Source organism: Enterobacter sp. MGH120, assembly GCF_001037725.1.
Classification (GTDB): Bacteria; Pseudomonadota; Gammaproteobacteria; order Enterobacterales; family Enterobacteriaceae; genus Enterobacter; species Enterobacter hormaechei_C.
The window spans coordinates 3076105-3101282 of the sequence record NZ_KQ089940.1 but is presented as its reverse complement, the minus strand read 5'-3'; the positions used below and the strand labels follow the sequence as shown (position 1 = coordinate 3101282).

Sequence of the window (25178 nt, the reverse complement as noted above, 5' to 3'; positions counted from 1 at the left end):
ATAAAAAAAAGCCCATCGTGGGAGATGGGCAAAGACTACACACAGCAATTCGTTGTTTCACTCAGGGGATTTCCATGCTTATAAATCAAGGTGTTGATTTATAACCGTGTCTTAATAGTAGGCATGCCAGTATTTTGAGTCGATCGGATTCGTCTCAATAGTTAAAGGCAGGTAAAGATTTCTTGAAGAGAATGACGGTTTTAGGCAGGAAAAGGCGGGTCTGACCAGTGCACAGAGAATAAATAGTTTAGCAACGTTTAAGTATTGCTGTGGAGAGTGTAGGCCGGGTAAGCGTTAGCGCCACCCGGCCTACGTTCTTACTGCGCGTTCTTATCTTCCAGTTCTTCAAGTTCGCTTAAGATGACGTCAGGGTCGGTTCCCGGCGGCGGCACTTCATGCACCCAGGCGGAGAAGAGACGCCAGGTTACCGCAAGCAGCACCGGACCGATGAACAGGCCAATCATGCCGAAGGCAATTAACCCCCCGATCACCCCGGACAGGATCAGAATCAGCGGCAGGTCAGCGCCCATGCGGATGAGGAGGGGACGGATCACGTTATCCATGGTGCCCACCACGCAACTCCAGACCAGTAGCACCGTGCCCCAGGTCGTGTCCCCCGTCCAGTAAAGCCAGATAATGCAGGGAACCAGCACCAGCAGCGGACCGAGCTGAGCCAGACAGGTCATCAGCATGACGACGGTGAAAATGGTGGCATAAGGTACGCCGGAAATCGCCAGCCCGATTCCGCCAAGTACAGCCTGCACCAGCGCTGTGACCACCACGCCGAGCGCCACCGCGCGGACGGCCTGGGCTGCCAGCAGCACGGCCGCATCGCCGCGTTTACCTGCCAGTCGGGTGGCGAAATGACGCACCCCCAGCGCAACCTGCTCGCCGCGCCAGTACAGCAGGGCGCTGAAGACCAGCATCAACGTACAGTGCATCATGAAGCGACCAATGTGCGCAGCCTGCCCCACAAACCAGGTGGTGGTTGTGCCGATGTACGGACGCACTTTGGCCATCAGGGCGCTACCGCCCATCTCCAGCAGGCTGTGCCAGCCGCTGTACAGTTTTGCGCCCACAACAGGAATACTGTTCAGCCACGCGAGATCCGGCAGCGTCATATCACCGCTGGTGACCGCGCGAATAACCGGGCCGCTACTGTCAACCAGGCTGTTAACCAGCAGTGCAATGGGAATAATAAACAGCAGGAACAACAGCAGCGTCATCACCAGCACGGCCAGGCCGCGGCGACCAAACAGCAGTTTCTGCAAACGTAAGAGTAAAGGCCAGGTTGCGACGACGACGGTCGCGGCCCAGGCAAATCCGAGCACGAAAGGACGAACAATCCACAGACACGCAATAATCATAATGGCTAAGAACAGCACCGACAGCAGTATCTGCGCGACATCCCTGGGCTGACGAAGATTGACCATAAACGAAACTTTCCTTAAATGAACACCAGCAAGGCTGATGGGAATATAAACCGCATCTCTCTAATCATTAGTGATTTCAGCGATTTTTGACAGGCGGATTTTGCCCGTAATTCTACGAAGCACATAAGAAAAAAATGTGATAAAACTTTCCAGACACAACGCAAACGATTTCACACTATTCTCATTAGGGTCGACAGCAATGATCCCACAGATTTCTCAGGCACCGGGCGTCGTTCAGCTGGTGCTTAATTTTTTGCAGGCACTGGAGCAACAGGGTTTTACAGGTGACACCGCCACCGATTATGCCGACAGGCTGACGATGGCGACCGATAACAGTATTTACCAGCTTCTTCCCGATGCCGTCGTTTTCCCGCGCTCTACCGCCGATGTGGCGCTCATCGCCCGTCTGGCGTCGCAGGAGCGTTTCAACTCCCTGGTCTTTACCCCACGCGGCGGCGGGACGGGTACCAACGGGCAGGCGCTGAACCAGGGCATCATCATTGATATGTCCCGCTATATGAACCGCATCATTGAGATCAACCCGGAAGAGGGGTGGGTGCGAGTGGAAGCGGGGGTGATCAAAGATCAGCTGAATCAGTTTTTGAAACCTTACGGCTATTTTTTTGCGCCAGAGCTTTCCACCAGTAACCGCGCGACCATTGGCGGGATGATCAACACCGATGCCTCGGGGCAGGGCTCGCTGGTCTACGGCAAAACCTCCGATCACGTTATGGGTGTGCGGGCGGTGCTGCTGGGGGGCGATATCCTCGATACCCAACCGATGCCGATCGAGCTGGCCGAAACGCTGGCAAAAGAGAGCACCACCAGCGGACGGATTTATCGTACCGTGCTGGAGCGCTGCCGCGAAAATCGCGAACTGATCCTCAACAAATTCCCGAAGCTTAACCGCTTCCTGACGGGCTACGATCTGCGCCATGTCTTTAATGACGATCTGAGCCAGTTCGATCTTACCCGCGTACTGACCGGGTCAGAAGGGACGCTGGCCTTCATCACCGAAGCGCGTCTGGATATCACCCGGTTGCCAAAGGTGCGCCGTCTGGTGAATGTCAAATACAACTCCTTTGACTCTGCGCTGCGTAATGCACCGTTTATGGTGGAGGCGCGGGCGCTGTCGGTGGAAACCGTCGATTCAAAAGTTCTGAACCTGGCCCGGGAAGATATCGTCTGGCATTCGGTGAGCGAACTGATTACTGACGTGCCGGATAAAGAGATGCTCGGCCTGAACATCGTCGAGTTCGCCGGGGATGACGCAGAGCTGATTGAGAGCCAGGTAAGCACGCTCTGCCAGCGTCTGGACGAGCTGATTGCCCAGGGGGAAGGCGGCGTCATTGGCTGGCAGCTGTGTAACGATCTCTCCGGCATCGAGCGAATCTACGCGATGCGTAAAAAAGCGGTGGGGCTGCTCGGCAACGCGAAAGGGGCGGCGAAGCCGATTCCGTTTGCGGAAGATACCTGCGTGCCGCCGGAGCACCTTGCTGATTATATTGTGGAGTTTCGCGCGCTGCTCGACAGCCATGGTCTGAGCTATGGCATGTTCGGGCACGTGGACGCGGGTGTGCTGCACGTGCGCCCGGCGCTGGACATGTGCGACCCGCAGCAGGAGATCCTGATGAAGGAGATCTCCGACGAGGTCGTGGCCCTCACGGCCAAATACGGCGGCTTGTTATGGGGCGAGCACGGCAAAGGATTCCGCGCCGAGTACAGCCCGGCGTTTTTTGGCGAACAACTTTACGCCGAGCTGCGTAAGGTGAAAGCCGCTTTTGATCCCGATAACCGCCTCAACCCGGGAAAAATCTGCCCGCCGGAGGGCATCGATGCGCCGATGTTGCAGGTGGACGCCGTCAAGCGCGGTACCTATGACCGACAAATTCCGATTGCGGTACGCGCTTCCTGGCGCGGCGCGATGGAGTGCAACGGCAACGGGCTGTGCTTCAACTTCGATGTGAAAAGCCCGATGTGTCCGTCGATGAAAATCACCAGCAACCGCATTCATTCCCCGAAAGGGCGTGCCACGCTGGTGCGCGAATGGCTGCGCCTGCTGGCCGACCGCGGCGTTGACCCGCTCAAGCTGGAACAGGAGCTGCCGGAAAAACGCGCCAGCCTGCGCGGGCTTATCGAACGCACCCGCAACAGCTGGCATGCGAACAAAGGTGAATACGATTTCTCGCATGAGGTGAAAGAGGCGATGTCCGGCTGCCTGGCGTGCAAGGCGTGTTCAACCCAGTGCCCGATTAAAATTGACGTACCGGAATTCCGTTCCCGCTTCCTCCAGCTGTACCACACGCGTTATCTGCGCCCGATGCGCGATCATCTGGTGGCGACGGTGGAGAGTTACGCGCCGCTGATGGCCCGTGCGCCAAAAACCTTTAACTTCTTTATCAACCAGCCGCTGGTGCGCAAACTGTCAGAAAAACATATCGGCATGGTGGACCTGCCGCTGCTGTCGGTGCCATCACTCCAGCGTCGGCTGGTGGGGCACCGCTCGGCGAACATGACCCTGGAACAACTGGAAGCATTAAGCCCTGAGCAGAAAGCGAAGGTGGTGCTGGTAGTGCAGGATCCGTTTACCAGCTATTACGATGCCCAGGTGGTGGCCGATTTTGTCCGACTGGCCGAGAAAATCGGCTACCAGCCGGTGGTGCTGCCGTTCTCCCCGAACGGCAAGGCGCAGCACATAAAAGGTTTCCTCACCCGCTTTGCGAAAACCGCGCAGAAAACTTCAGATTTTCTGAATCGCGTGGCGCAGCTCGGTATGCCGATGGTGGGCGTCGATCCGGCGCTGGTGCTCTGTTACCGGGATGAATATAAGCAGACGCTCGGCGATAAGCGCGGTGATTTTCAGGTCTTACTGGTGCACGAGTGGCTGCCTGCGGTGCTGACGCAAACGCCCACTCAGGAGGTGAGTGGAGAAGCCTGGTATCTGTTTGGGCACTGCACCGAAGTGACGGCGCTGCCGACGGCGCCTGCCCAGTGGGCTTCTATCTTTGCCCGGTTTGGCGCGAAGCTGGAAAGCGTTAACGTGGGCTGCTGCGGTATGGCCGGAACCTACGGACATGAAGTCAAAAACCACGCTAATTCGCTCGGCATTTACGAGCTGTCATGGCATCAGGCGATGCAGCGCCTGCCACGCAACCGCTGTCTGGCGACGGGCTACTCCTGCCGCAGCCAGGTGAAACGGGTGGAAGGTAACGGCGTCCGCCATCCATTGCAGGCTTTACTGGAGATTATCGGATGATCTGGAAACGTGCGGTCACGCTGGAGGCCTTAAATGCCATGGGCGCGGAGAACATGGTCGGTTTGCTGGATATCCAGTTCACGCGCATTGGCGACAACGAACTGGAAGCGACGATGCCGGTAGACAGCCGTACTCATCAACCGTTTGGCCTGTTGCACGGCGGCGCGTCCGTCGTGCTGGCCGAAACACTGGGGTCGGTGGCGGGCTACCTGTGTACGGAAGGAGAGCAGAAGGTGGTGGGTCTGGAGGTCAATGCCAACCACATCCGCTCCGTTCGCAGCGGGCGCGTGCGCGGCGTCTGCCGGGCGCTGCATGCCGGAAGCCGTCATCAGGTGTGGCAGATTGATATTCTGGACGAGCAGGATCGCCTGTGTTGTTCATCCAGGCTGACGACGGCCGTTGTGTAAAGTTTCCGGATGTCTTGTTTTTGGTCAAAAATTAGCCGCCTGATTGTGATATACTGGTCACGTTTTGAACATAAGCGAGGACATCATGGATACTGAAATAACCCCAACACAGCTGGCAATTGAATATTTACGTCGCGATAAAAGCAATCTCTCTCCCGCGCAGTACCTGAAAAAGCTGAAACAGCTTGAGCTGGAATTTACGGATTTGCTGGCGCTCTCTTCAAACGAACTGAAAGAAGAGATCTACTTTGCCTGGCGGTTGGGCGTTCACGTCCATTAAGCAGTGAAGAAAAGGCCGCAAGCGCGGCCTTTTTTGTGTCTGACATTCAGTATCTGGCAGGCAGTTTGTTAATTTTAATCAGCCGGCCTTCTTCCATTTCGATGAACCCACCCGTTTTCAGATCAGCCAGGATCCGCATTACGCCACTGCGGGAAAGATGGGTTTTATCCCTGATATACCTTTCCGCCGTCACGCTGCGTCGGTAGCTGTCATCTTCCTGCATCAGCAGCACGAGCTGCTGGCGAATCATCTCGTACGCGGTTGGCGCGCCTTTCGGCATGACGTTGTGATAGAGGCGGTTATAGACAAACATCAGATGATTAGAAAGCAGCCCCCACAGCGCCTTCTCTTTGATAATTTCAGCCACCCGATCGGTCGTGAGCACACCAATCAGGCAAGGCGTTACCGTTCGGAGGTAGTCATTAAAATAAATGTCCGTCAGGTTAGCGAGGCCAAACAGGGCGGGACTGCGCGCCGTTGAAAGCATCATGTCGTCGCTTCTTCTGTATATGGCGACCGTGCCATCAAGAATTAAATAACACATGCTCTGCCCTTCAACCTGGAGATCAAGTTGCTCGCCGGGATCGGTTTTATGCGTGGCGCAGTGCGGCTGTAAATGAGAAATCAGTTCCTGAGCATAGGGAGAGCCGCGATGCGATGGTTTGTCAGAAGACATAGCGTTAACCTGGAAAGAGACTGTACTCTCTATAGTGTCGCTCTTCTTTTCCACCTTCTCCAGAGATAAATACAGCCTCAGTACTTACGGGGTAAGTGATGGATCTCAACTAGTACGCCACGCTCCATGGTGATGTATTTCCCCGTCCGCAACTCCGCGAGGATCCGCATAATGCCGCTGCGTGAAAGATAGGTGCGGCTTTTGATATAGGCCGCGGCGGTAATGTTTTGTCTTATGGCTTCCGGCTCCTGCATCAACTCAACCAGTTGAAAGCGGATAATGTCATAAGCCGACATTTGCGATATCTGGGCACAATGTTCGTAGACGCGCGATGCGGTGTAGATCAGCAGGTTTGAGAAGTGCTCCCATAAATTCTGTTGTGCGACAACATGATTGAAACACGCCAGCGAAACGCTGGCCACCTCTGAAGTTTCCAGCGCTCTGACGTACAGGTGTTCAGACGATAACTGGCTGCTCACGCCGAGTATAAATGGCGCGGATTCAGAATTTAAGACGATACCGTCCCCGCGACGGTGCAACGCCACGCTGCCATGCAACAGTAAAAAGCATTGACGGGTATCGCCGGAGCAATAATGGATAATTTCTCCTCTGGCAATAATGCTTCTCTCCGCATGCGGCAAAACATTATCGATTATTTTTTCAATGTGCTTAAAAGGCTTAGCGCCGAGCACTGTTGACTTATCAATATCTGACTCAGGCGCGAAACGGGTATTCATGTGAAACCTCACTGACTGATGCGATCATTTTTTGATCGGCATAAAGAATTATCTTAAAAACCAGCAGATCAGGGAATGTTTGCGGCGAGTCTAATTATAGACTCGCTTTTTTTTGAGTCTTAATTAATTGAAATTGAAACCTTTTTTATTCAGGTCTAAAAGTAGACTTTGGCCATTATTCTTAAGGTGTTTCCGAGTGAATATGTTTTGTAATTGTTAAAAGAGGGTCTACAGCTAGACCTCAAAATTGATTGTATGCGGAAAAAGAGTTGTATAAATTTTGACTCGTCGGAAGGTCTTTTGTTTCTGCAACTGAATGTCGGTAATAAATAAAGTAATACGGGATATAAAATTATGAATACAAAATTGATGATGGCAATGTTAGCGGCAGGTTCTGTACTCACCATGACCAATGCATTCGCAGCGGCCGGTACCGTTAATTTTAACGGGAATATTCTGGATTCTGCCTGCGACGTTGATGTGGCATCCCAGAATCAGGTGGTGGTATTAGGCGATTATTATAAAACGGAATTCCCGACAACCGGGGCGAGAACGGCTGCGACGCAATTCAATATTATTTTGAAAAACTGTCCGGTAACGGTCACCAATGCAAAAGTCCGTTTTGACGGCACGCCGGATCTAACCAACGCCAGCCTGCTGGCGATTGATACGTCCGTGGCGGGGGCGGCCACCGGGGTGGCGATTAACCTGATGACGGCAGATAAAGCCGATCTGCCGCTGCACGGCAGCAACAGCTATATTTACCCGCTCAGCAGTACGGCTGATAATACGCTGAACTTCTACGCGCAGTATATCTCCACCGCGGCATCCGTGACCGCGGGCCCGGCTAACTCGGTCGCAAACTTCTCAGTGGTATACAACTAAGTCATTGCAGTAATCAGCAGGGGGCCGCCCGGCCCCTTGTTTTATGAGGTATTAAAATGCGTTTTATCACGACAATGGGCCTGGCTATGGCGCTGTTACCGCTGACATTAACATCCGTCAGTGCAGGAGTAATTATTGGCGGCACCCGTATTATTTTTGATGGGACTAAAAAAGAGGCGTCAATAGGTATTACTAATCCTGATAATGTTCCTTATTTAATCCAGTCGTGGATAGATGTTCAGGATGAACAATCGGGTAAAGCGCCTTTTATTATTACGCCACCACTGTATCGGCTGGACGGCGGGCAAAAGAACCTTGAGCGTATTGTCATGACCGGCTCATTGCCTCAGGGGCGGGAGAGTTTATTCTGGCTGAACATTAAAGCTATTCCTTCAGCCTCAAAGCAGATGAACTCGCTGCAAATTGCCGTCAAAACGCGCATCAAATTAATTTATCGACCAGAGACTCTTCGTGCGTCTACCCCCGAGGAGCAAGCCAATAAATTAACCTGGCGTCGTGCGGGAAATACCCTTCAGGTTAATAACCCTACGCCGTACGTTATCAATTTCAATGAAATTACGTTGGGTAATAAGAAACTTGACGATGTCACGTACGTGATGCCTTCAGGCACAGCCCGTTTTCCGTTACCGAACGGAACCAGTGGCAATACGCTGACGTTTAAAGTCATTAACGATTATGGCAGCCCTGGTGAATTACACCGGGCCAGTTTGTGATCCTTACGCGTTAATCAGGTGTTCGTCATGACAACGGCATTGAATACAATGCAGCCTGCGCGCCTGGCAATATTTATTGCCCTCGCGCTTGCTGGTGTCTCTCCCATACTGTATGCCAGTGAGACGTTTAATACGGAACTGGTAGAGCTGGATAATCCCGGAATGGGAAAAGCGGATTTATCTGCCTTTGAATCCGGCTCGCAGGCGCCCGGGACATACCACGTTGATATTATTCTTGACGATCGGCTGCTGGAAACGCGGGATATTCGTTTTATGGCAGTGAAGGATGCTAACGGCAGTGAAACGTTGCAGCCGTGCCTGAGTATCGGGCAGTTAAAAGCGTGGGGCGTGAAAACGGCGCTTTTCCCGCAGCTCGCCGCCGGGGAAAGTGAATGCGCCGATCTCAGGGCGATCCCACAGGCCAGCGCGGATTTTCAGTTTGGCGCCCAGCGTCTGGCGATTAGCATTCCACAGGCGGCTATAGACCTGCCAGCGAGAGGTTACGTTCCGCCGGATATGTGGGATGAAGGCATTACCGCGGCCATGCTCAACTACAGCCTGAGCGGGGCAAACAGCCGGGCAAGAAGCGGGGCAGGCACCCGCAGCGACAGCCAGTATGCAAACCTGCGGCCGGGGATCAACGTCGGTCCCTGGCGGTTACGCAACTACACCACCTGGTCCCGCGATGCGTCCGGCCAGGATAAGTGGGACAACGTCTATACCTTGATGCAGCGCGCGATTATTCCCCTGCAAGCCCAGCTTACGCTCGGAGACAGTTCCGCGCCTGCCGATGTCTTTGACAGCATGCCGTTTCGCGGCGTCCAGCTGGCGTCCGACGACGATATGCTGCCGGATTCCCTGAAAGGCTATGCGCCGGTGGTGCGCGGTATTGCGCGAACTAACGCGCAGGTCGTGGTGCGTCAGAATGGCTATCAAATCTACCAAAGCTATGTGGCGCCGGGCGCGTTTGAGATCGCGGATATGTATCCCACCGGCGGCGCGGGAGACCTTGATGTCACGATCGTCGAAGCTGATGGTAGTGAGCAACATTTCACCCTGCCGTACGCTTCGCTGCCGGTCCTGCAACGGGAGGGGCGCCTGAAATATGCCCTTACCGCCGGGCAGTATCGCTCGTATAACCGTAGCGTGGAGAAAACCCCCTTCGGGCAATTGACCGGAATTTACGGCCTCCCTCACGGTATTACGCTCTATGGCGGCGTCCAGGGGGCAGATAAGTACCAGTCGGCGGCTCTGGGGGTGGGCAAGAATATGGGCGATCTCGGGGCTGTATCCGCAGACGTCACTCAGGGCTGGTCAACGCCGGAGCATGCCGCGAAAACAAACGGTCAGTCGTGGCGGGCCCGATACAGCAAGAATTTTATCAATACCGGGACCAACTTTTCGATTGCCGGGTATCGCTACTCGACCCGCGGCTATTACGGGATGCAGGACGTCCTCGATTCTTACGGCGACAGCAGCGCGCTTCATGACAGGCGACGTAATCGTGCCGAGCTGACGATGAGCCAGACGCTGGGGGACAACCTGGGCGCGCTTACCCTCAGTGCGGCGCGGGAAGATTACTGGAATGACGGTAAGTCGATGGCTTCGTGGAGCGTCGGCTATAGCAACTACTGGCACAACATCAGCTATGGCCTGACATGGACTTACAGCAAAAATGTCCGCTCAGCGTCAGAAACCCGCGACAGCCAAAAAAACGCTGACCATGACCAGCTTCTGGCGTTCAACGTCAGCATTCCGCTGGATAAATTTTTGCCGCAGACATGGGCTAACTATGGCATGAACGCCAGCGGGAATAACGGGACGACGCATAACGTCGGCCTGAACGGGGTAGCGCTCGAGAACCGTGCCCTGAGCTGGAACGTACAGCAGGGATACGGAACAGAGGGTGTGGGCTATACCGGCAATGTTAACGCGGACTACAAAGGCACCTATGGCGAAGTCACGGCAGGTTATGGTTATGACAAAAACAGTGAACGCCTGAATTACGGGCTGCAAGGCGGCATTCTCGCCCATGCTGATGGCATCACGCTTTCCCAGCCGCTGGGGGAGACCAGCGTCTTAATCAAAGCCCCTGGCGCCCACGACGTGGATATCCGCAATCAGCCCGGTGTACGGACAGATTTTCGCGGATATACGGTCGTGAGCAACCTTTCTGTCTACCGGAAAAACGATCTCACCCTCGACCCGGAAACGATGCCGGACGATGTCGAGCTGGAGATCAACACTCGCACGGTGACGCCGACGCGGGGAGCGGTGGTGAGAGCCGATTATCTGCCGAAGTCAGGTCGCCGGGTGCTGATGACCTTGACCGACAACGACCGCGCCGTTCCGTTTGGGGCGGTGGTCACCCTTGTGGGTGATGACAGCGGCAGTTTTATTGTCGGCGATCGCGGTCAGGTCTATTTAACCGGGATGCGCGAGCAGGGAACGTTAGTCGCTACATGGGGAAGTCAATCCAGTCAGCAATGCCGCGCTGATTTCACGCTGCCGAATCACTCAACGTACGGTGGGATCGCTGATATGCGCGCCACCTGCCGTCAGGAACGCTAACATGAAATGTCTTAACGCGATGCTGCTGCTCTGTTTGCTCGCGGCGGCAAATATGGCTCGTGCCGGTACCTGCACCACCATCACCCCGCAGCTTTCCACCCTGTCCGTGGGGACGATCAACGTGCAGCGCGATGCGCCTGTCGGCACGGTGGTATTTTCTGGCGCGGCGTCAGCCACAGGCTCCTATCTTACCGGGTGTACTAATCCGCTGATGCTGGGATTCAGCCTGCGCTACAACGGCGCCACGTTGAGCAGCTACGGCAACCATGTTTACAACACGAACGTCAGCGGGATAGGGATACGCTTTTCTTCCAACGGCTATTTTGAAAACCCGAGCAATACGTTCTCGTACAATGCGCAGACCTCCTATGTGGACTGGTACGGCGGGAGGATTGAGCTGGTGGTGACGGGGCCGGTCTCATCGGGGGCATTAACCCCCGGGACGATCGGTGTCGTGACGCTTCAGGGAAGCGATGGCCTCTACCGTGACGGTCTGACCACGCAGCTCACCTCCGGCACCATCAATGCGCTGGCGTGCACGGTGAATACGGCCCAGCTGACGTTTCCGATAGGGGATATTCCCGCCTCGGCGTTCGGCTCCACGGTGGGCACCACGCCAGCGGGAGCACAGAACACGCAAAACCTGGGCCTGACCTGCGCCGCCGGAACCAATATTACGGTCTCGCTCAGTGGAATACAGAACCCGGACAGCGCCAATACCAGCGTGATGGCCTTAACCGGGCAGGGAAATGCCGGCACTGCGAAAGGGGTGGGGGTGCAGCTTATCTATAACGGTGCACCGCTGGTGATGAACAGCCGACTATTCTTGCGGCAGTCTGCCGGGGGGCAAGAGACGTTGCCATTAACGGCCCGGTATTACCAGACGTTAACCCGCGTGGAGTCAGGTTCAGCGAATGCCTCCGCCACCCTTAATTTGACCTACCAGTAGCAGGTAAGAAGATGAAAATAAGATGCAGGACACTGCTTTTACTTGCCTTACTCAGCGGGAAGGTATGCTCCGCTGATAGCGTCAACATCGGTGTGACGGGAAATATCGTTGCGTCGCCGTGCATATTTAATGGCGGCAGTAACAGCCTCGATGTCAACCTGGGCAATATTCAGGCAACCAATATGGCGACGCCGGGCTCAACATCGGATCCGGTGCCTTTCAGTCTGCTGTTTACCCAGTGCCCAACGGGAACGCAGAGTGTGACCGTCGCTTTCACCGGCAGCCCCGATCCCGAGGCGGGAGCGGACTATTTCATGAACAGCGGTTCGGCCACGCACGTGGCGATAGCCATGCGCGATGCCCAAACCGGCGCGCTTAAAGGAACAGGCACCAGTATGACCCAGACCATTGCCGCGGACAGAACCGCGACATTGGCTATGCTGGCCTCGGTAAAATCCATGCCGGGAGGCGCCACGCCGGGAAGCATCAGCGCGGTTGTGGTAATGACGATGCAGTACAACTAAATGCCGGTGATAAGCCTTTTTTAAAGACGTTGGTGTGAACTATGTTAAATATTCTGATTCAGGAAACGGATCTGTTTTTTCAGGCTGGGCTACAGAGCTTTTTCGACGATTTTTTTAAGCATAACTTTCATCGCTCCATCACATTTCACCTGGCGCTGACCAATGAAAACGTCAGCCAGGCCGATATTATTGTTCTTTCATTATGTCAGGGGGAAACGCTGACCTGTTTTCCGGAGTTACTGGCCCGGCAAAAAGGAATTGTGATAGGTCTCGTCGACGATGAGCTGCGTTTTTCGGCGCTGCCTTCCTGCTTTCAGGACATTATTTTTCTTCCGCGCCGGGCGTCGCTTGATCGTATTAGCGGCGTTCTGTTTATCGCGTGGTTCAGGACGCAATTACCAGGTTACACGTTGAATAAAAAGACCTGTTTCGACTGCCAGCATAAAGGGTTATCCCGGCAACAGATTCGTATTATGGTCAATTTTTACCGGGGGCTGTCGGTGGTGCAGACCGCGAACGCGTTGAAGATGAGCGAAAAAACGGTCTTTACCCATAAATATATGATGATGCAGAAATTTAATCTGCGAAGCGATTACGAGCTGATCGTACTGTTGAGAAGGCTGATGGAGAAAAAGAGCCGTCCGAACCTGCTTCGCGATTACCTGGAAAATAATTATGCACAACAAATAGCCTAAAACGGCAGCGGATAGCGGGCCGGGCAGCGATAGCTACCCGGCAATGCATTTAAACATTAACCGCAGCGATCAACCGCGTCTTCATGGTCTGGTATGCGGAAGCCGCAAAATCCTCCGCCCAGCGCTGGTCCTCGATCGCCTCCAGCTGCACGGCGCAATACTTCGTTTCCGGCGTTCTGGAGATCGGGTCGAGATTATCCTGCGTCAGCTCATTACAGGCGCCAATCCACCACTGGTAGGTCATATAGATTGCTCCCGCATTGATGCGCTCGCTGATGCTGGCGCGGGTGATCACTTTACCCCGGCGTGAACGCACCCAGACCAGCTGGCCTTCGGCAATCCCCCGTTCATCCGCATCCGCCGGGTTCATTTGCACCCGGCCCGGCTCGTCGGCCAGGCTTTGCAGCGCCGCGCAGTTCCCGGTCATTGAGCGACAGGAGTAGTGACCCACTTCGCGCACCGTGCACAGTACCAGCGGGTAATCCGCATCCGGTGTCTCCGCCGGGGCGCGCCAGGGGGCGGCAAATAGCTGTCCTTTGCCAGTAGGGGTGTCGAACTGATTATCCTTGTACAGGTAGGGGGTGCCGGGATGATCGAGGGATGGGCAAGGCCACTGCACATGGCCCATCTCGCCCATTTTTTCGTAGGTCACGCCGTAGAAGAGGGGGCACAGCTCGCGCATTTCGTCCCAGATCTGCTGGTTATCCTCGTAATGCATGGGATAGCCCATCTCCGTGGCCAGCAGGCTGATAATCTCCCAGTCGCGCTTCACGTTGCCGCTGGCCTCAACGGCTTTGCCGAAACGCTGGAAGCCGCGATCGGCACAGGTGAACACGCCGGCGTGCTCTCCCCATGAGGTGGCAGGGAGCAGCACGTCAGCCACCTCTGCCGTTTTGGTCATAAAGATGTCCTGAACCACCACAAAATCGAGCGCCTCAAAGCCGCGGCGGACTAGACCCAGATCGGCTTCTGTCTGAAGCGGATCTTCCCCCATGATGTAATACGCTTTGATCTTTCCTTCCAGCGCGAGATGCGGCACTTCGGTGATACGCGTCCCGACGCGATCGTCCATCCGGTTGACATTGATTTTCCACGCATCGGCAAATTTCAGTCTGACCGCCGGGTCAGTGACGTCCTGGTAGCCGGGGAACATATTGGGCAGAACGCCCATATCGCAGGCACCCTGAACGTTATTTTGCCCGCGAACCGGACCCACGCCGACGGCAGGGCGGCCCAGGTTGCCGGTCAGCAGCGCCAGGCTGGAGAGACCTTTCACCACATCGACCGCCTGACCAAACTGCGTGACGCCCATTCCCCACATCACCGTTGCTGAAGGCGCCGCTGCGAACATGCGCATTGCCTGACGAACATCCCGCGCGCGGATCCCCGTCAGATGTTCAACCTGCTCGGGGGCGTAATCTTTTACCGTCAGCCGGTACGCCTCAAGCCCTTCTGTAAAGCGGGCAACGTAGTTTTTGTCGTACAGTTCCTCTTCCAGCAGGACATAGCCAAAGGCATTGACCAGCGCCATGTTACTGCCATTTTTTAGCTGAAGATGAAGATCGGCAATGCGTGCCGTTTCAATATGACGCGGATCGCAGACGATGATTTTAGCGCCATTTTCACGTGCTTTAAGCACGCGTCGGGCGACGATGGGGTGAGAGTCGGCGCAGTTATAGCCGAATACCAGCAGGCATTTTGAGTTTTCAATATCGTTAATGGAATTGCTCATGGCGCCGTTGCCGAGGGTCTCCTGTAAACCGGCAACGGACGGACCGTGACAGACGCGGGCGCAGCAGTCGACGTTGTTAGTATTCAGCACCGCACGGGCAAATTTTTGCATCACATAGTTGGTCTCATTGCCCGTTCCCCGTGAGGAACCCGTGGTCATAATGGACCGAGGGCCATACTGTTCTTTGATGCTTTTAAGCCTGTGAGCGGTATAACGAATGGCCTCTTCCCAGGTAACAGGGGTAAAGGCCTCGCCTTTGCTGTAGCGGATCATGGGCTGCGTCAGACGGGGGGTAAGCAGCCGTGTGTCGTTAAGAAAGTCCCAGCCGTAGAAACCTTTCAGGCAAAGCGTGCCCTGATTGGTTACGCCATCAGCGGCTTCGGCACGGATAATGCGGTTATTTTTTACGACGAGGTTTAGTTTGCAGCCTGCACCGCAGTAGGGGCAGACGCTGGCGATTTTTTTCATCAATAACAGACCTGTTAAGAAATGAAGCAATGTTTACTGGAAAGCCCAGTCCCTTAGCGGACTAAGCAGGATCCATGCCACATTCAGCGTTCTTGATTAACAGGGCGTTAGAGGAGAGAGGGTGTGTCATCGTCAGTCTGTTCGTCAGAATTGACGATGACACGCTATCCGTAGGGATGGGGGAGGCGTTAAAGATCGTCCATGGTGTAACCGACGACAATTTCCAGCGTCTTGCGGATCACATCCGCCTTAACGACATCGTCGGTGGATTCCAGCGTCTGGATTAGCCAGAGAATGATCGCTTTGTTGGTCAAATGACCTTCGGAAGCGAGAACACAACGAACCGCAGTCGAAAAAATGGCAGACTCTTCAGCAAAGCGATCGCCTGCGTGACGGAAATACTCCGACAACGCGCTATCTAAAAAGGCGGAGTGGTATTCGGGTTGAAGCTGAATATTTTGTCTCATTTGTTCTCACCGTAGCTGTAAAGTTGTAGTCAATGTATCTTTTTAGGATCGGACGGTTTTCCATTTCCAAATAACGGCACTACATTGTCTCGGTTATTTTTGAGAGATCCCTCTCTCTGTATTCGTCCTTGTGCGGTTCTGCGACCTTTAAAAGCGACCGTGCCAGAGCTGATTTCAGCTATCACTCGCGCTAATGTCTCCCGCCGCTGGGGATCCGTTTCATATGCTTGCATGTTACGCAGACGCTGAACCAATCCCTCGGTCGTCACGGGACCGCGCTCCTTCAAAAGTGAAAGAGCGGCTTCTCCAATAAGCTTGTCGATCAGTCTGTCCGCATCACTGCTGTTCATGACATTAACGTTCGAAGAGCAGGCCAAGAAGCATGTGATAATGATGTTCCTCTTCCGGGCCATTGGCCTTTTCAAGGCGACTCAACAGTTTTGTGCAGAGCGATTTGCGATTCAGATTTCGCCCGTCGCTAAGGATTTCAACAACAACCTGACCCAATGTTTCCTGTTGGGTTGGAAGCGCGGCTTTTTCGAAATACTGCGCAATCGCTGTTGCCGAGTCTGCGAGGTGTCCGTTCTGCTGCATGTTTCGCTCCTGTAAATTTTCGTAATCAGTAACGTTACATTTAAGGTATACATAATTTTCAAATCTGTACATTTAAAATGTACAATTTTTTAAATATTTTATAATATTTTTTATAAAATCATTACTTATCATATGCTTATTCTTATACGATTTACTGCGGGATTCACAAGATATATTGTACAATCCGAAGCGGCGTCGCAGAGTTGTACAAGCCCGTAAATGACGCAAAAAAGCCGTGTAAATCGTTGAGATGTAAATTATTTGTTGGGCAATTAATGTGCTATAACAGAGTTTTCCCCACGTGTTTTCGTGGTCACCCCCTCAATCTTCAGGATTAGCATGCTCACAACCATCATTTACCGCAGTCACATCTGCGAGGACGTTCCAGTGAAAGCGCTGGAAGACATGGTCGCTGCTGCAAATTGTCGAAATCGCCAGTTCGATGTGACGGGGATTTTGCTGTTTAACGGCACACACTTTTTTCAGTTACTTGAAGGGCCCGCTGATAACGTTAAGGAGATCTATGAGCTCATCTGCCGTGACCCACGGCATCACAACGTGGTCGAATTGTTAAGCGATCACGGGCCTTCAAGACGTTTTGGCAACGTGGGTATGGAGCTCTTTGACCTTCGTCAGTACGATACCGACGAAGTGCTGCAACAGGTACTCGATAAAGGCACAACGCGCTATCAGCTGACCTATAACGATCGCGCCCTGCAATTTTTCCGCACCTTCGTTGAAGCCACTGAAAAAGCCAACTACTTTGAGCTGCCTCCGGCTGACGCCTGGGAGTTTGTCACCGAAAATACGCCGTTATCCTCCCAGCCGACAGTAGTGGCAAAGGGCGCGGACTGTAGTTTCGCATTTCAACCTATCGTCGATCCGTTTATGCAGCAGGTAGTTTCCTGGGAAGCCCTGATCCGCACGCCGTCCGGTGAGTCTCCGGAAAGCTATTTTGCCAACCTCTCGCGTGAGGCGCTGTACGAATCGGATCTGAAGAGTAAACAGGTGGCTTTGTCGATGGCCAGCGCGCTGGGCCTACAGACTCAAACGTTGTCCATTAATCTGCTGCCGATGACGCTGGTCAATGTTCCTGGCGCCGTCGATTTTTTACTGACGGCAATTGAGGCGAACGGTTTTGTGCCGGAGCAAATTGTGGTCGAGTTCACCGAGAGCGAGGCGATCTCGCGCTTCGAAGAGTTCACCAGCGCGGTCAGACAGCTTAAAAGCGCCGGGATCAGCGTGGCCATCGATCACTTTGGCGCGGGATTCGCCGGTCTGCAACTGCTGGCCCAGTTTCAGCCGGACAGAATCAAGATCAACCGTGATTTGATTGCCAACGTGCACAAGAGCGGCCCGCGTCAGGCGATCATTCAGTCAATTATTAAATGCTGCGCGTCCCTGGAAATTCTGTTCTGTGCGGTAGGCGTAGAGCTGGCTGAAGAGTGGATGTGGCTGGAATCAGCCGGGATTTCTCAGTTCCAGGGGCACCTTTTCGCCAGCCCGCGCCTGGGGGGCATACCGGCGATTGCCTGGCCCGAGAAAAAGTACGATTTATAAAAACCTGTACGTAACTCTTAAAAGTGACCTGTACGTACGGCTAAATTTATACAACAATACATTAACGAGTGAGTGGTTCGTTGAGCCATTCACTTGTCTCAGAACGAGGAGTTAGTTATACAAATGATTTGTACAATCTGATAAGGTTGGTTTGGTTAGGTATGGAAGTATTGTGCGTGAGGGAGTTAATGGCCTATTACAGTATCGGCGAAGTGGCCGAACGATGCGGTATCAACCCCGTTACGCTGCGTGCCTGGCAGCGCCGTTATGGATTGTTGAAGCCGCAGCGAAGCGAAGGGGGTCATCGTCAGTTTGACGATGAAGATATCCTGCGTATCGAAGAGATCAAACGCCTGATGAAAACGGGTGTTTCGGTCGGTAAAGTAAAAGCGCTTCTTGAAAATACAGAAGTAATGACTCAGGGGAACTGGGCATCTTTTCAGGAAGAGATGTTAACCGTTCTGCGCTATGCCAATCCGGCAAAACTGCGCGCCAAAATCGGCGAGTTCCGCCGTGACCATGCGATGGATGTTCTGATAGATAACATCATCACCCCTGTGCGGCAGCGAATGAACCAGGACCAGAATACGGTGCGCCACATGGCGAGCCTGCTGGACGGTGTCCTGATTGAGTTTGCCGTTGCAAGCCTGGGTGAGTCGCGAAAAAAAGCAGGTAAGGATGCGCTGCTGATTGGGTGGGAGTGCGACGACCGTACGCATTTGTGGCTGGAAGCGGCCCGTCTTGCCTACAAAGGCTGGCATATCGACGTGCTGGCTGAGCCGATTGATTCTCCACGTCCTGAACTCTTCCCCGGGCAAAAAATCTTCGTCTGGACCGGTAAAGCGCCTACGCCTCGTCAACAGGAGCAGCTCGACCATTGGCGTGAACAGGGTTTCGCCGTTTCGTTCCATCACTGATGTTAAGGGGGCCAACGGTAAACCGCCAGTGCGGGATTTTGCCTTCTGGCGATACGACAGGGGTATCCGCGAAGATGCATAGCATCAGTACCCCTGTCATATCGTCGGTTTATTCCATCATCAGGTTGTCTGAAATATTCATACTGGCCACGGATTCAACTTTCCACACGCCATCTTCCTTGACCATGCAGTCAATCACGGTGTGATCCCGCTTTTTGCCGAATGAGATATAAACCTGCATACAGGCGGCATCGTAATCCAGCGCCCGCGCACTGACGATGCCCCAGTCATCTTCATATCCCTGAGCCTTGATGAACATATCGACGTCAGGCACGTCATATTCATCTGAATCCAGCTTATCCATGGCTTTGAGTTTGCTGATAGTTTCGCGGGTTACATATGGCCTCAGCGCTTCATAGTTTTTCAGGGGCTCTTTCCCGATAATAATTTGCGAGATGTACCACTTATTAAACTGAAGGGCAGCGGATACCTCAGGGGGGAACTTCTGTGCAGCGGATGCGAGAGTGGGCAGAAGCAGGATCGCCAGAATTATTTTTTTCATGTCAGTCATGCCTGTAAATTGCATATGCTGTCTTTACTTGCCGGTATTGCTATTAAAGAAAATTCTGCACATCTTTTCTGGCTATACTGACCTGCATGCTGGCGAGCATGAGCTGCGGCTTTATAGGTACTCCACATAATTTAATCCCTTATTGAATAAATGGTTAACAAGGGAAACATTACGTCGAAAAGGGATGAGTTTATGTAATTAATCATGATCGGAATTTAACCACTATCAGACTGATAAATAATGGTTAACTTATCCATCAAACGTCTTTATGCGCGCCCAGGTAAGGCAAAAAAGGATTAAAAAGAACCTGGCTTAAGGGGGAGGCATACGTAAAAAATGTATATGGTGCCTGCGCGTACTTTAGCTATCTTAAAAATAGGTATTTCCAATACAATTTTTATCATTGCCCGTCACCTTACCGCCTTTCTTATGAAATGCATTATTTATCAATACATTGAACAAATCTAACCATCCCATCCGCATCCCGTCACAGGGTCTATGCTTAATGAAAGTAGCCAAAAAGGGCGGTTTAGCCCAAAGCCCCTGCTCGCAGGGGGTTGAAGTGATAATCGTTATCACTAACATGGTGTTATGCCCTGGTGGCTTATCAGATGAGGTGGACCTATGGAACTGCATTCAGAAACCTTCAATCCGGCCGATTTTGCCTGGCGTGGCTTAACGCTGACGCCCGCGGCGGCGGCGCATATTCATGAGCTGGTGGCAAAAAATCCCGACATCCTCGGCGTACGCTTAGGCGTTAAGCAGACTGGCTGCGCGGGATTTGGCTACGTGCTGGATACCGTAACCGAACCTGAAAAAGACGATCTGGTCTTTGAAACCGACGGTGCAAAGTTATACGTCGCGCTACAGGCGATGCCGTTTATCGATGGAACCGAAGTCGACTACGTTCGGGAAGGTTTAAACCAGTTATTCAAATTTCATAACCCGAAAGCCCAGAACGAATGCGGCTGCGGCGAAAGCTTTGGGGTATAGGCGGTACTATGTCTCGTAATACTGAAGCAACGAGTGATGTAAACACCTGGAGCGGCGGACACCTCAACTATAAAGAGGGTTTCTTTACGCAGCTGCAAACCGATGAGCTGGCGAAAGGCATCAACGAAGAGGTCGTGCGCGCCATTTCGGCGAAACGTAACGAGCCGGAGTGGATGCTGGAGTTTCGCCTGAGCGCATTCCGCGCGTGGCTGGAGATGGAAGAACCCCACTGGCTGAAAGCGCATTACGATAAGCTGAACTATCAGGATTATAGCTACTACTCCGCGCCCTCCTGCGGCAGCTGTGATGATACCTGTGCCTCGCAACCCGGCGCGGTTCAGCAAACCGGCGCGGAGAACAGCTTCCTGAGTAAAGAGGTGGAAGAGGCGTTTAATCAGCTCGGCGTGCCCGTGCGCGAAGGCAAAGAGGTGGCGGTAGACGCCATATTTGACTCCGTCTCGGTGGCAACCACCTACCGTGAAAAACTGGCGGAGCAGGGGATCATTTTCTGTTCCTTTGGTGAAGCCATTCACGATCACCCGGAGCTGGTGAAAAAGTACATTGGTACCGTGGTGCCGAGTAACGATAACTTCTTCGCGGCACTGAATGCGGCGGTGGCGTCAGACGGTACCTTTATCTACGTGCCGAAAGGCGTGCGCTGCCCGATGGAGCTCTCGACCTATTTCCGCATCAATGCGGAAAAAACCGGCCAGTTTGAACGCACCATCCTGGTGGCCGATGAAGGCAGCTACGTCAGCTATATCGAAGGCTGTTCGGCGCCGGTGCGCGACAGCTACCAGCTGCACGCGGCAGTGGTGGAGGTGATCATCCATAAAGATGCGGAAGTGAAGTACTCTACGGTACAGAACTGGTTCCCGGGCGACGGCAACACCGGTGGTATTCTGAACTTCGTCACCAAGCGTGCGCTGTGCGAAGGCGAAAACAGCAAAATGTCCTGGACGCAGTCAGAAACCGGCTCCGCCATTACCTGGAAATACCCGAGCTGTATTCTGCGCGGCGACAACTCCATCGGTGAGTTTTACTCCGTGGCGCTGACCAGCGGTCATCAGCAGGCCGATACCGGCACCAAGATGATCCACATCGGTAAAAACACCAAATCGACCATCATCTCCAAAGGGATCTCTGCCGGTCACAGCCAGAACAGCTATCGCGGGCTGGTGAAAATCATGCCGACGGCTACCAACGCGCGTAACTTCACCCAGTGTGACTCCATGCTGATTGGCGCGGACTGCGGGGCGCATACCTTCCCGTATGTCGAATGCCGCAATAACAGCGCCCAGCTTGAGCATGAGGCAACTACGTCACGTATTGGTGAAGATCAGCTTTTCTACTGCCTGCAACGCGGGATCAGTGAAGAAGATGCGATTTCAATGATCGTTAACGGCTTCTGTAAGGACGTGTTCTCTGAACTGCCGCTGGAATTTGCCGTTGAAGCCCAGAAACTCCTCGCCATTAGTCTTGAACACAGCGTCGGTTAAGGAAAGCACATGTTAAGCATTAAAGATTTACAGGTTAGCGTGGAAGAGAAAGAGATCCTGCGTGGCCTCAATTTTGACGTCAAACCGGGTGAAGTTCACGCCATCATGGGGCCAAACGGCTCCGGGAAAAGTACGCTTTCAGCGACGCTGGCAGGACGCGAAGATTATGAAGTTACCAGCGGCTCCGTTGAGTTTAACGGCAAAGATCTGCTGGAGATGTCGCCGGAAGAGCGTGCCGGCGAGGGCATCTTTATGGCCTTCCAGTATCCGGTGGAAATTCCGGGCGTCAGCAACCAGTTCTTCCTGCAAACCGCGCTGAACGCGGTGCGCAAGTATCGCGGCCTTGAGGCGCTGGATCGCTTTGACTTCCAGGATCTGATGGAAGAGAAGATCAAGCTGCTGAAAATGCCGGAAGATCTGTTGACCCGCTCGGTAAACGTGGGTTTCTCCGGCGGTGAGAAGAAACGTAACGATATTCTGCAAATGGCGGTTCTGGAACCGGCGCTGTGCATTCTCGATGAGACCGATTCAGGGCTGGATATCGATGCCCTGAAGATCGTTGCCGACGGGGTGAACTCCCTGCGTGACGGCAACCGCTCATTTATCATCGTGACTCACTATCAGCGAATTCTGGACTACATCAAACCGGACTATGTCCACGTGCTTTACCAGGGACGCATTGTGAAATCCGGTGACTTTACGCTGGTTAAACAACTGGAGGAGCAGGGTTATGGCTGGCTTACCGAACAGCAGTAATGCACTTCAGCAGTGGCACCGGCTGTTTGAAGCGCAGGGTGGAGCGCGCTCTGAACAGGCTCAGCACCATCTCCAGCAGATGCTGCGTCTCGGTTTACCGACGCGTAAACATGAGAACTGGAAATATACCCCGCTGGATGGCCTGCTGAACGGCGAGTTTGTCACCCGTCTGGCGCAGGTCAGCCCCGATCAGCGCGACAGGCTGGCGCTGAGCGTGGATGCCGTGCGTCTGGTGTTTGTCGACGGTCTGTTCCGTGCGGAGTTGAGCGACAGCGTGCAGGAGAGCGGGTTCGATATCGTCATTAACGATGAACGTCAGTCGCTGAACGCGCCCGTTCAGCCTGAAGTCTTCCTGCACCTGACAGAGAGCCTGTCGCAATCTGTCACCCATATTCGCGTTAAGCGTAACCAGCGCCCGGCAAAACCGCTGCTGCTGATGCATATCACCCAGGGCGTTGAGGGTGATGAGATTAACACCGCCCACTATCGCCACCATCTTGAGCTGGCAGAAGGGGCGGAGGCGACGGTGATCGAGCATTACGTCAGCCTTAACGACACCCGTCATTTTACCGGTTCGCGTCTGACGATGAACGTGGCGGCCAATGCCCAGCTGCACCACATCAAGCTGGCGTTTGAAAATCCGCTCAGTCACCACTTCGCCCACAACGATATTCTGCTGGGCCAGGATGCCGCGGCGTACAGCCACAGCTTCCTGCTTGGCGGCGCGGTGCTGCGCCACAATACCAGCACCCAGCTGAACGGTGAGAACACTACGCTGCGTATCAACAGCCTGGCGATGCCGGTGAAGTCAGAAGTGTGCGACACGCGCACCTGGCTTGAGCATAACAAAGGCTACTGCAACAGCCGTCAGCTGCACAAAACCATCGTCAGCGACAAAGGTCGTGCAGTGTTTAACGGCCTGATCAACGTGGCGCAGCACGCCATCAAAACTGACGGGCAGATGACCAACAACAACCTCTTGCTGGGACGTCTGGCAGAGGTGGACACCAAACCACAGCTGGAAATCTATGCGGACGACGTGAAATGCAGCCACGGCGCGACGGTCGGGCGTATTGACGATGAGCAAATGTTCTACCTGCGCTCGCGCGGGATAGACCAGCAGGCCGCGCAAAAGATGATTATTTACGCCTTTGCGGCTGAGCTGACGGAAGCGCTGCCCGATGGCGGACTTAAACAGCAGGTGCTGGCCCGTATCGGTCAGCGTCTGCCTGGAGGCGAAGCATGACATTTCCCGTAGAGAAAGTCCGGGCAGATTTTCCGGTACTGACCCGTGAAGTGAACGGTCTGCCGCTGGCCTATCTCGACAGTGCGGCCAGCGCGCAAAAACCAAATCAGGTGGTGGATGCGGAAGCCGAGTTTTACCGCCATGGTTATGCGGCGGTACATCGCGGGATCCACACCCTGAGCGCCGAAGCGACCCAGCGCATGGAAAACGTGCGCACGCAGGTTGCTGCCTTCCTCAACGCGCGTTCGCCGGAAGAGCTGGTGTTCGTGCGCGGCACCACCGAAGGGATCAACCTGGTGGCTAACAGCTGGGGCAATGCGCAGGTGCACGCGGGGGATAACATCATCATCACCCAGATGGAGCACCATGCCAACATCGTGCCCTGGCAGATGCTCTGTGAGCGTGTGGGTGCGCAACTGCGGGTGATCCCCCTGAATGAAGACGGCACGCTCCAGCTGGAAAAGCTGGACGCCCTGCTGGACGACAGAACGCGGCTGGTGGCGGTGACCCACGTTTCAAACGTGCTGGGCACGGAAAATCCGGTGGCGCTGATCGTCGACAAAGCCCATCAGGCCGGTGCGAAAGTGTTGATTGATGGCGCCCAGGCGGTGATGCACCATGCGGTTGACGTTCAGGCCCTGGACTGCGATTTCTACGTCTTCTCCGGGCACAAGCTCTATGGCCCGACGGGCATCGGCGTGTTGTATGTGAAAGAGGAGATTCTCCAGGCCATGCCGCCGTGGGAAGGGGGCGGGTCAATGATCGCCACCGTCAGCCTGACGGACGGCACAACCTACGCCCGTGCGCCCTGGCGCTTCGAGGCGGGTACGCCCAACACGGGCGGGATCATCGGGCTGGGCGCGGCCATTAGCTACGTCACTGAAACGGGGCTGGTGGCGATTCAGGAGTACGAACAGCTGCTGATGCATTATGCCTTGCAGGAGCTGGCCAGCGTCCCGGAACTGACCTTATATGGCCCTGCTGACCGTCTGGGTGTGATAGCCTTCAACCTCGGCAAGCATCACGCCTATGATGTGGGCAGTTTCCTTGATAATTACGGCGTCGCCGTGCGTACCGGGCATCACTGCGCGATGCCGCTGATGGCGTATTATCAGGTACCGGCTATGTGCCGCGCATCGCTGGTGATGTACAACACAACGGAAGAGGTCGACAGACTGGTGGCGGGACTAAAACGTATTCACCAGCTGCTTGGCTAACGGAGAGGCGA

24 protein-coding genes and 1 other RNA gene are annotated in these 25178 nt (G+C 54.1%); 16 read left to right on the top strand and 9 right to left on the bottom strand.

Annotation, left to right across the window (positions count from 1 at the left end; all coding sequences use genetic code 11):
* An RNA gene (gene rprA / locus SK54_RS22060) (antisense sRNA RprA) lies at window positions 1–108 on the bottom strand.
* Between the two features lie 209 nt (window positions 109–317).
* The gene (gene ydiK / locus SK54_RS14465; RefSeq protein ID WP_015570721.1) at window positions 318–1433 is read right to left on the bottom strand and encodes an AI-2E family transporter YdiK; all 1116 of its coding nucleotides are present in this window, start codon (window positions 1431–1433) and stop codon (window positions 318–320) included.
* 199 nt (window positions 1434–1632) lie between these two features.
* Here ydiK and SK54_RS22375 point away from each other — a divergent pair, with 199 nt between their 5' ends.
* The 3 genes from SK54_RS22375 (at window position 1633) to SK54_RS14450 (ending at window position 5376) form a co-directional block, all read left to right on the top strand.
* Window positions 1633–4689, top strand: coding sequence for a D-2-hydroxyglutarate dehydrogenase YdiJ (locus SK54_RS22375; RefSeq protein WP_048247502.1), 3057 nt, complete (start codon window positions 1633–1635; stop codon window positions 4687–4689).
* Window positions 4686–5096, top strand: a complete 411-nt coding sequence (menI, locus tag SK54_RS14455; protein ID WP_015570720.1) for a 1,4-dihydroxy-2-naphthoyl-CoA hydrolase — start codon at window positions 4686–4688, stop codon at window positions 5094–5096. Before SK54_RS22375 ends, menI begins: the two co-directional genes overlap by 4 nt.
* An 85-nt stretch (window positions 5097–5181) precedes the next feature.
* Window positions 5182–5376, top strand: a complete 195-nt coding sequence (locus tag SK54_RS14450; RefSeq protein WP_003857766.1) for a YdiH family protein — start codon at window positions 5182–5184, stop codon at window positions 5374–5376.
* Window positions 5377–5422: 46 nt separating this feature from the next.
* On the opposite strand, the gene SK54_RS14445 is transcribed toward SK54_RS14450, so the two are convergent.
* Window positions 5423–6052: a helix-turn-helix domain-containing protein gene (locus SK54_RS14445; RefSeq protein WP_015570719.1), complete on the bottom strand. Its 630-nt coding sequence runs from the start codon at window positions 6050–6052 to the stop codon at window positions 5423–5425.
* A 77-nt stretch (window positions 6053–6129) separates the two neighbouring features.
* Window positions 6130–6789, bottom strand: a complete 660-nt coding sequence (locus SK54_RS14440) for a winged helix-turn-helix transcriptional regulator (RefSeq protein ID WP_015570718.1) — start codon at window positions 6787–6789, stop codon at window positions 6130–6132.
* A gap of 354 nt (window positions 6790–7143) precedes the next feature.
* On the opposite strand from SK54_RS14440, the gene SK54_RS14435 reads away from it, so the two are divergent.
* The 6 genes from SK54_RS14435 to SK54_RS14410 are packed head-to-tail and all read left to right on the top strand — an operon-like array spanning window position 7144 to window position 13147.
* Window positions 7144–7674 (top strand): fimbrial protein, encoded by a 531-nt coding sequence (locus SK54_RS14435; RefSeq protein WP_015570717.1) that lies wholly within the window; start codon window positions 7144–7146, stop codon window positions 7672–7674.
* 56 nt (window positions 7675–7730) lie between these two features.
* Window positions 7731–8408: a fimbrial biogenesis chaperone gene (locus tag SK54_RS14430; RefSeq protein ID WP_015570716.1), complete on the top strand. Its 678-nt coding sequence runs from the start codon at window positions 7731–7733 to the stop codon at window positions 8406–8408.
* A gap of 27 nt (window positions 8409–8435) precedes the next feature.
* Window positions 8436–10979 (top strand): fimbria/pilus outer membrane usher protein, encoded by a 2544-nt coding sequence (locus SK54_RS14425; protein WP_048247500.1) that lies wholly within the window; start codon window positions 8436–8438, stop codon window positions 10977–10979.
* A gap of 1 nt (window position 10980) precedes the next feature.
* The gene (locus SK54_RS14420; protein WP_023296361.1) at window positions 10981–11928 is read left to right on the top strand and encodes a fimbrial protein; all 948 of its coding nucleotides are present in this window, start codon (window positions 10981–10983) and stop codon (window positions 11926–11928) included.
* An 11-nt stretch (window positions 11929–11939) separates the two neighbouring features.
* Window positions 11940–12452, top strand: a complete 513-nt coding sequence (locus tag SK54_RS14415; RefSeq protein WP_026094315.1) for a fimbrial protein — start codon at window positions 11940–11942, stop codon at window positions 12450–12452.
* Window positions 12453–12493: 41 nt separating this feature from the next.
* A complete protein-coding gene (locus SK54_RS14410) occupies window positions 12494–13147 on the top strand; it encodes a helix-turn-helix transcriptional regulator (RefSeq protein WP_032103715.1) in 654 nt (217 codons plus the stop codon).
* 49 nt (window positions 13148–13196) lie between these two features.
* Here the strand turns inward: SK54_RS14410 and fdhF are convergent, their stop codons facing one another.
* The 4 genes from fdhF to ycgZ form a co-directional block, all read right to left on the bottom strand.
* Window positions 13197–15347 carry a formate dehydrogenase subunit alpha gene (gene fdhF, locus SK54_RS14405; RefSeq protein WP_032648089.1) on the bottom strand — a complete coding sequence of 717 codons (2151 nt, stop codon included), beginning with the start codon at window positions 15345–15347 and terminating at the stop codon, window positions 13197–13199.
* A gap of 188 nt (window positions 15348–15535) precedes the next feature.
* Window positions 15536–15814, bottom strand: a complete 279-nt coding sequence (locus SK54_RS14400; protein ID WP_003857748.1) for a biofilm/acid-resistance regulator YmgB/AriR — start codon at window positions 15812–15814, stop codon at window positions 15536–15538.
* Between the two features lie 29 nt (window positions 15815–15843).
* The gene (locus SK54_RS22045) at window positions 15844–16164 is read right to left on the bottom strand and encodes a hypothetical protein (protein WP_032648090.1); all 321 of its coding nucleotides are present in this window, start codon (window positions 16162–16164) and stop codon (window positions 15844–15846) included.
* Between the two features lie 4 nt (window positions 16165–16168).
* Window positions 16169–16408 (bottom strand): regulatory protein YcgZ, encoded by a 240-nt coding sequence (gene ycgZ / locus SK54_RS14395; RefSeq protein ID WP_017384632.1) that lies wholly within the window; start codon window positions 16406–16408, stop codon window positions 16169–16171.
* 339 nt (window positions 16409–16747) lie between these two features.
* Here ycgZ and SK54_RS14390 point away from each other — a divergent pair, with 339 nt between their 5' ends.
* Together SK54_RS14390 and SK54_RS14385 are read left to right on the top strand one after the other, a co-directional pair.
* Complete coding sequence (locus tag SK54_RS14390) at window positions 16748–17968, top strand: diguanylate phosphodiesterase (RefSeq protein WP_015570710.1); 1221 nt, start codon at window positions 16748–16750, stop codon at window positions 17966–17968.
* Window positions 17969–18156: 188 nt separating this feature from the next.
* Window positions 18157–18885 (top strand): MerR family transcriptional regulator, encoded by a 729-nt coding sequence (locus SK54_RS14385; protein ID WP_017384631.1) that lies wholly within the window; start codon window positions 18157–18159, stop codon window positions 18883–18885.
* A 109-nt stretch (window positions 18886–18994) separates the two neighbouring features.
* Here SK54_RS14385 and SK54_RS14380 read toward each other — a convergent pair whose 3' ends face one another.
* Window positions 18995–19447, bottom strand: coding sequence for a DUF3828 domain-containing protein (locus tag SK54_RS14380; protein ID WP_023303543.1), 453 nt, complete (start codon window positions 19445–19447; stop codon window positions 18995–18997).
* Window positions 19448–20080: 633 nt separating this feature from the next.
* Here SK54_RS14380 and sufA point away from each other — a divergent pair.
* From sufA to sufS, 5 genes are read left to right on the top strand one after another with little or no spacing between them, the layout of a single operon-like run.
* On the top strand, window positions 20081–20449 hold the full coding sequence (gene sufA / locus SK54_RS14375) for a Fe-S cluster assembly scaffold SufA (RefSeq protein ID WP_003857741.1): 369 nt from the start codon (window positions 20081–20083) through the stop codon (window positions 20447–20449).
* A gap of 8 nt (window positions 20450–20457) precedes the next feature.
* Window positions 20458–21948 (top strand): Fe-S cluster assembly protein SufB, encoded by a 1491-nt coding sequence (gene sufB / locus SK54_RS14370; protein WP_003857739.1) that lies wholly within the window; start codon window positions 20458–20460, stop codon window positions 21946–21948.
* Window positions 21949–21957: 9 nt separating this feature from the next.
* Window positions 21958–22704: a Fe-S cluster assembly ATPase SufC gene (gene sufC / locus SK54_RS14365; protein WP_003857736.1), complete on the top strand. Its 747-nt coding sequence runs from the start codon at window positions 21958–21960 to the stop codon at window positions 22702–22704.
* Complete coding sequence (gene sufD / locus SK54_RS14360) at window positions 22679–23950, top strand: Fe-S cluster assembly protein SufD (RefSeq protein ID WP_045329716.1); 1272 nt, start codon at window positions 22679–22681, stop codon at window positions 23948–23950. Before sufC ends, sufD begins: the two co-directional genes overlap by 26 nt.
* A complete protein-coding gene (gene sufS, locus SK54_RS14355) occupies window positions 23947–25167 on the top strand; it encodes a cysteine desulfurase SufS (protein WP_048247497.1) in 1221 nt (406 codons plus the stop codon). The genes sufD and sufS overlap by 4 nt, the downstream gene beginning before the upstream one ends.
* The last annotated feature ends 11 nt before the right edge of the window (window positions 25168–25178 follow it).

Excerpts from the sequence above, each read along its gene's own strand:
- ydiK (WP_015570721.1), bottom strand. The coding sequence starts at position 1,433 with ATGGTCAATCTTCGTCAGCCCAGGGATGTCGCGCAGATACTGCTGTCG.
- SK54_RS22375 (WP_048247502.1), top strand. The coding sequence starts at position 1,633 with ATGATCCCACAGATTTCTCAGGCACCGGGCGTCGTTCAGCTGGTGCTT.
- menI (WP_015570720.1), top strand. The coding sequence starts at position 4,686 with ATGATCTGGAAACGTGCGGTCACGCTGGAGGCCTTAAATGCCATGGGC.
- SK54_RS14450 (WP_003857766.1), top strand. The coding sequence starts at position 5,182 with ATGGATACTGAAATAACCCCAACACAGCTGGCAATTGAATATTTACGT.
- SK54_RS14445 (WP_015570719.1), bottom strand. The coding sequence starts at position 6,052 with ATGTCTTCTGACAAACCATCGCATCGCGGCTCTCCCTATGCTCAGGAA.
- SK54_RS14440 (WP_015570718.1), bottom strand. The coding sequence starts at position 6,789 with ATGAATACCCGTTTCGCGCCTGAGTCAGATATTGATAAGTCAACAGTG.
- SK54_RS14435 (WP_015570717.1), top strand. The coding sequence starts at position 7,144 with ATGAATACAAAATTGATGATGGCAATGTTAGCGGCAGGTTCTGTACTC.
- SK54_RS14430 (WP_015570716.1), top strand. The coding sequence starts at position 7,731 with ATGCGTTTTATCACGACAATGGGCCTGGCTATGGCGCTGTTACCGCTG.
- SK54_RS14425 (WP_048247500.1), top strand. The coding sequence starts at position 8,436 with ATGACAACGGCATTGAATACAATGCAGCCTGCGCGCCTGGCAATATTT.
- SK54_RS14420 (WP_023296361.1), top strand. The coding sequence starts at position 10,981 with ATGAAATGTCTTAACGCGATGCTGCTGCTCTGTTTGCTCGCGGCGGCA.
- SK54_RS14415 (WP_026094315.1), top strand. The coding sequence starts at position 11,940 with ATGAAAATAAGATGCAGGACACTGCTTTTACTTGCCTTACTCAGCGGG.
- SK54_RS14410 (WP_032103715.1), top strand. The coding sequence starts at position 12,494 with ATGTTAAATATTCTGATTCAGGAAACGGATCTGTTTTTTCAGGCTGGG.
- fdhF (WP_032648089.1), bottom strand. The coding sequence starts at position 15,347 with ATGAAAAAAATCGCCAGCGTCTGCCCCTACTGCGGTGCAGGCTGCAAA.
- SK54_RS14400 (WP_003857748.1), bottom strand. The coding sequence starts at position 15,814 with ATGAGACAAAATATTCAGCTTCAACCCGAATACCACTCCGCCTTTTTA.
- SK54_RS22045 (WP_032648090.1), bottom strand. The coding sequence starts at position 16,164 with ATGAACAGCAGTGATGCGGACAGACTGATCGACAAGCTTATTGGAGAA.
- ycgZ (WP_017384632.1), bottom strand. The coding sequence starts at position 16,408 with ATGCAGCAGAACGGACACCTCGCAGACTCGGCAACAGCGATTGCGCAG.
- SK54_RS14390 (WP_015570710.1), top strand. The coding sequence starts at position 16,748 with ATGCTCACAACCATCATTTACCGCAGTCACATCTGCGAGGACGTTCCA.
- SK54_RS14385 (WP_017384631.1), top strand. The coding sequence starts at position 18,157 with ATGGCCTATTACAGTATCGGCGAAGTGGCCGAACGATGCGGTATCAAC.
- SK54_RS14380 (WP_023303543.1), bottom strand. The coding sequence starts at position 19,447 with ATGAAAAAAATAATTCTGGCGATCCTGCTTCTGCCCACTCTCGCATCC.
- sufA (WP_003857741.1), top strand. The coding sequence starts at position 20,081 with ATGGAACTGCATTCAGAAACCTTCAATCCGGCCGATTTTGCCTGGCGT.
- sufB (WP_003857739.1), top strand. The coding sequence starts at position 20,458 with ATGTCTCGTAATACTGAAGCAACGAGTGATGTAAACACCTGGAGCGGC.
- sufC (WP_003857736.1), top strand. The coding sequence starts at position 21,958 with ATGTTAAGCATTAAAGATTTACAGGTTAGCGTGGAAGAGAAAGAGATC.
- sufD (WP_045329716.1), top strand. The coding sequence starts at position 22,679 with ATGGCTGGCTTACCGAACAGCAGTAATGCACTTCAGCAGTGGCACCGG.
- sufS (WP_048247497.1), top strand. The coding sequence starts at position 23,947 with ATGACATTTCCCGTAGAGAAAGTCCGGGCAGATTTTCCGGTACTGACC.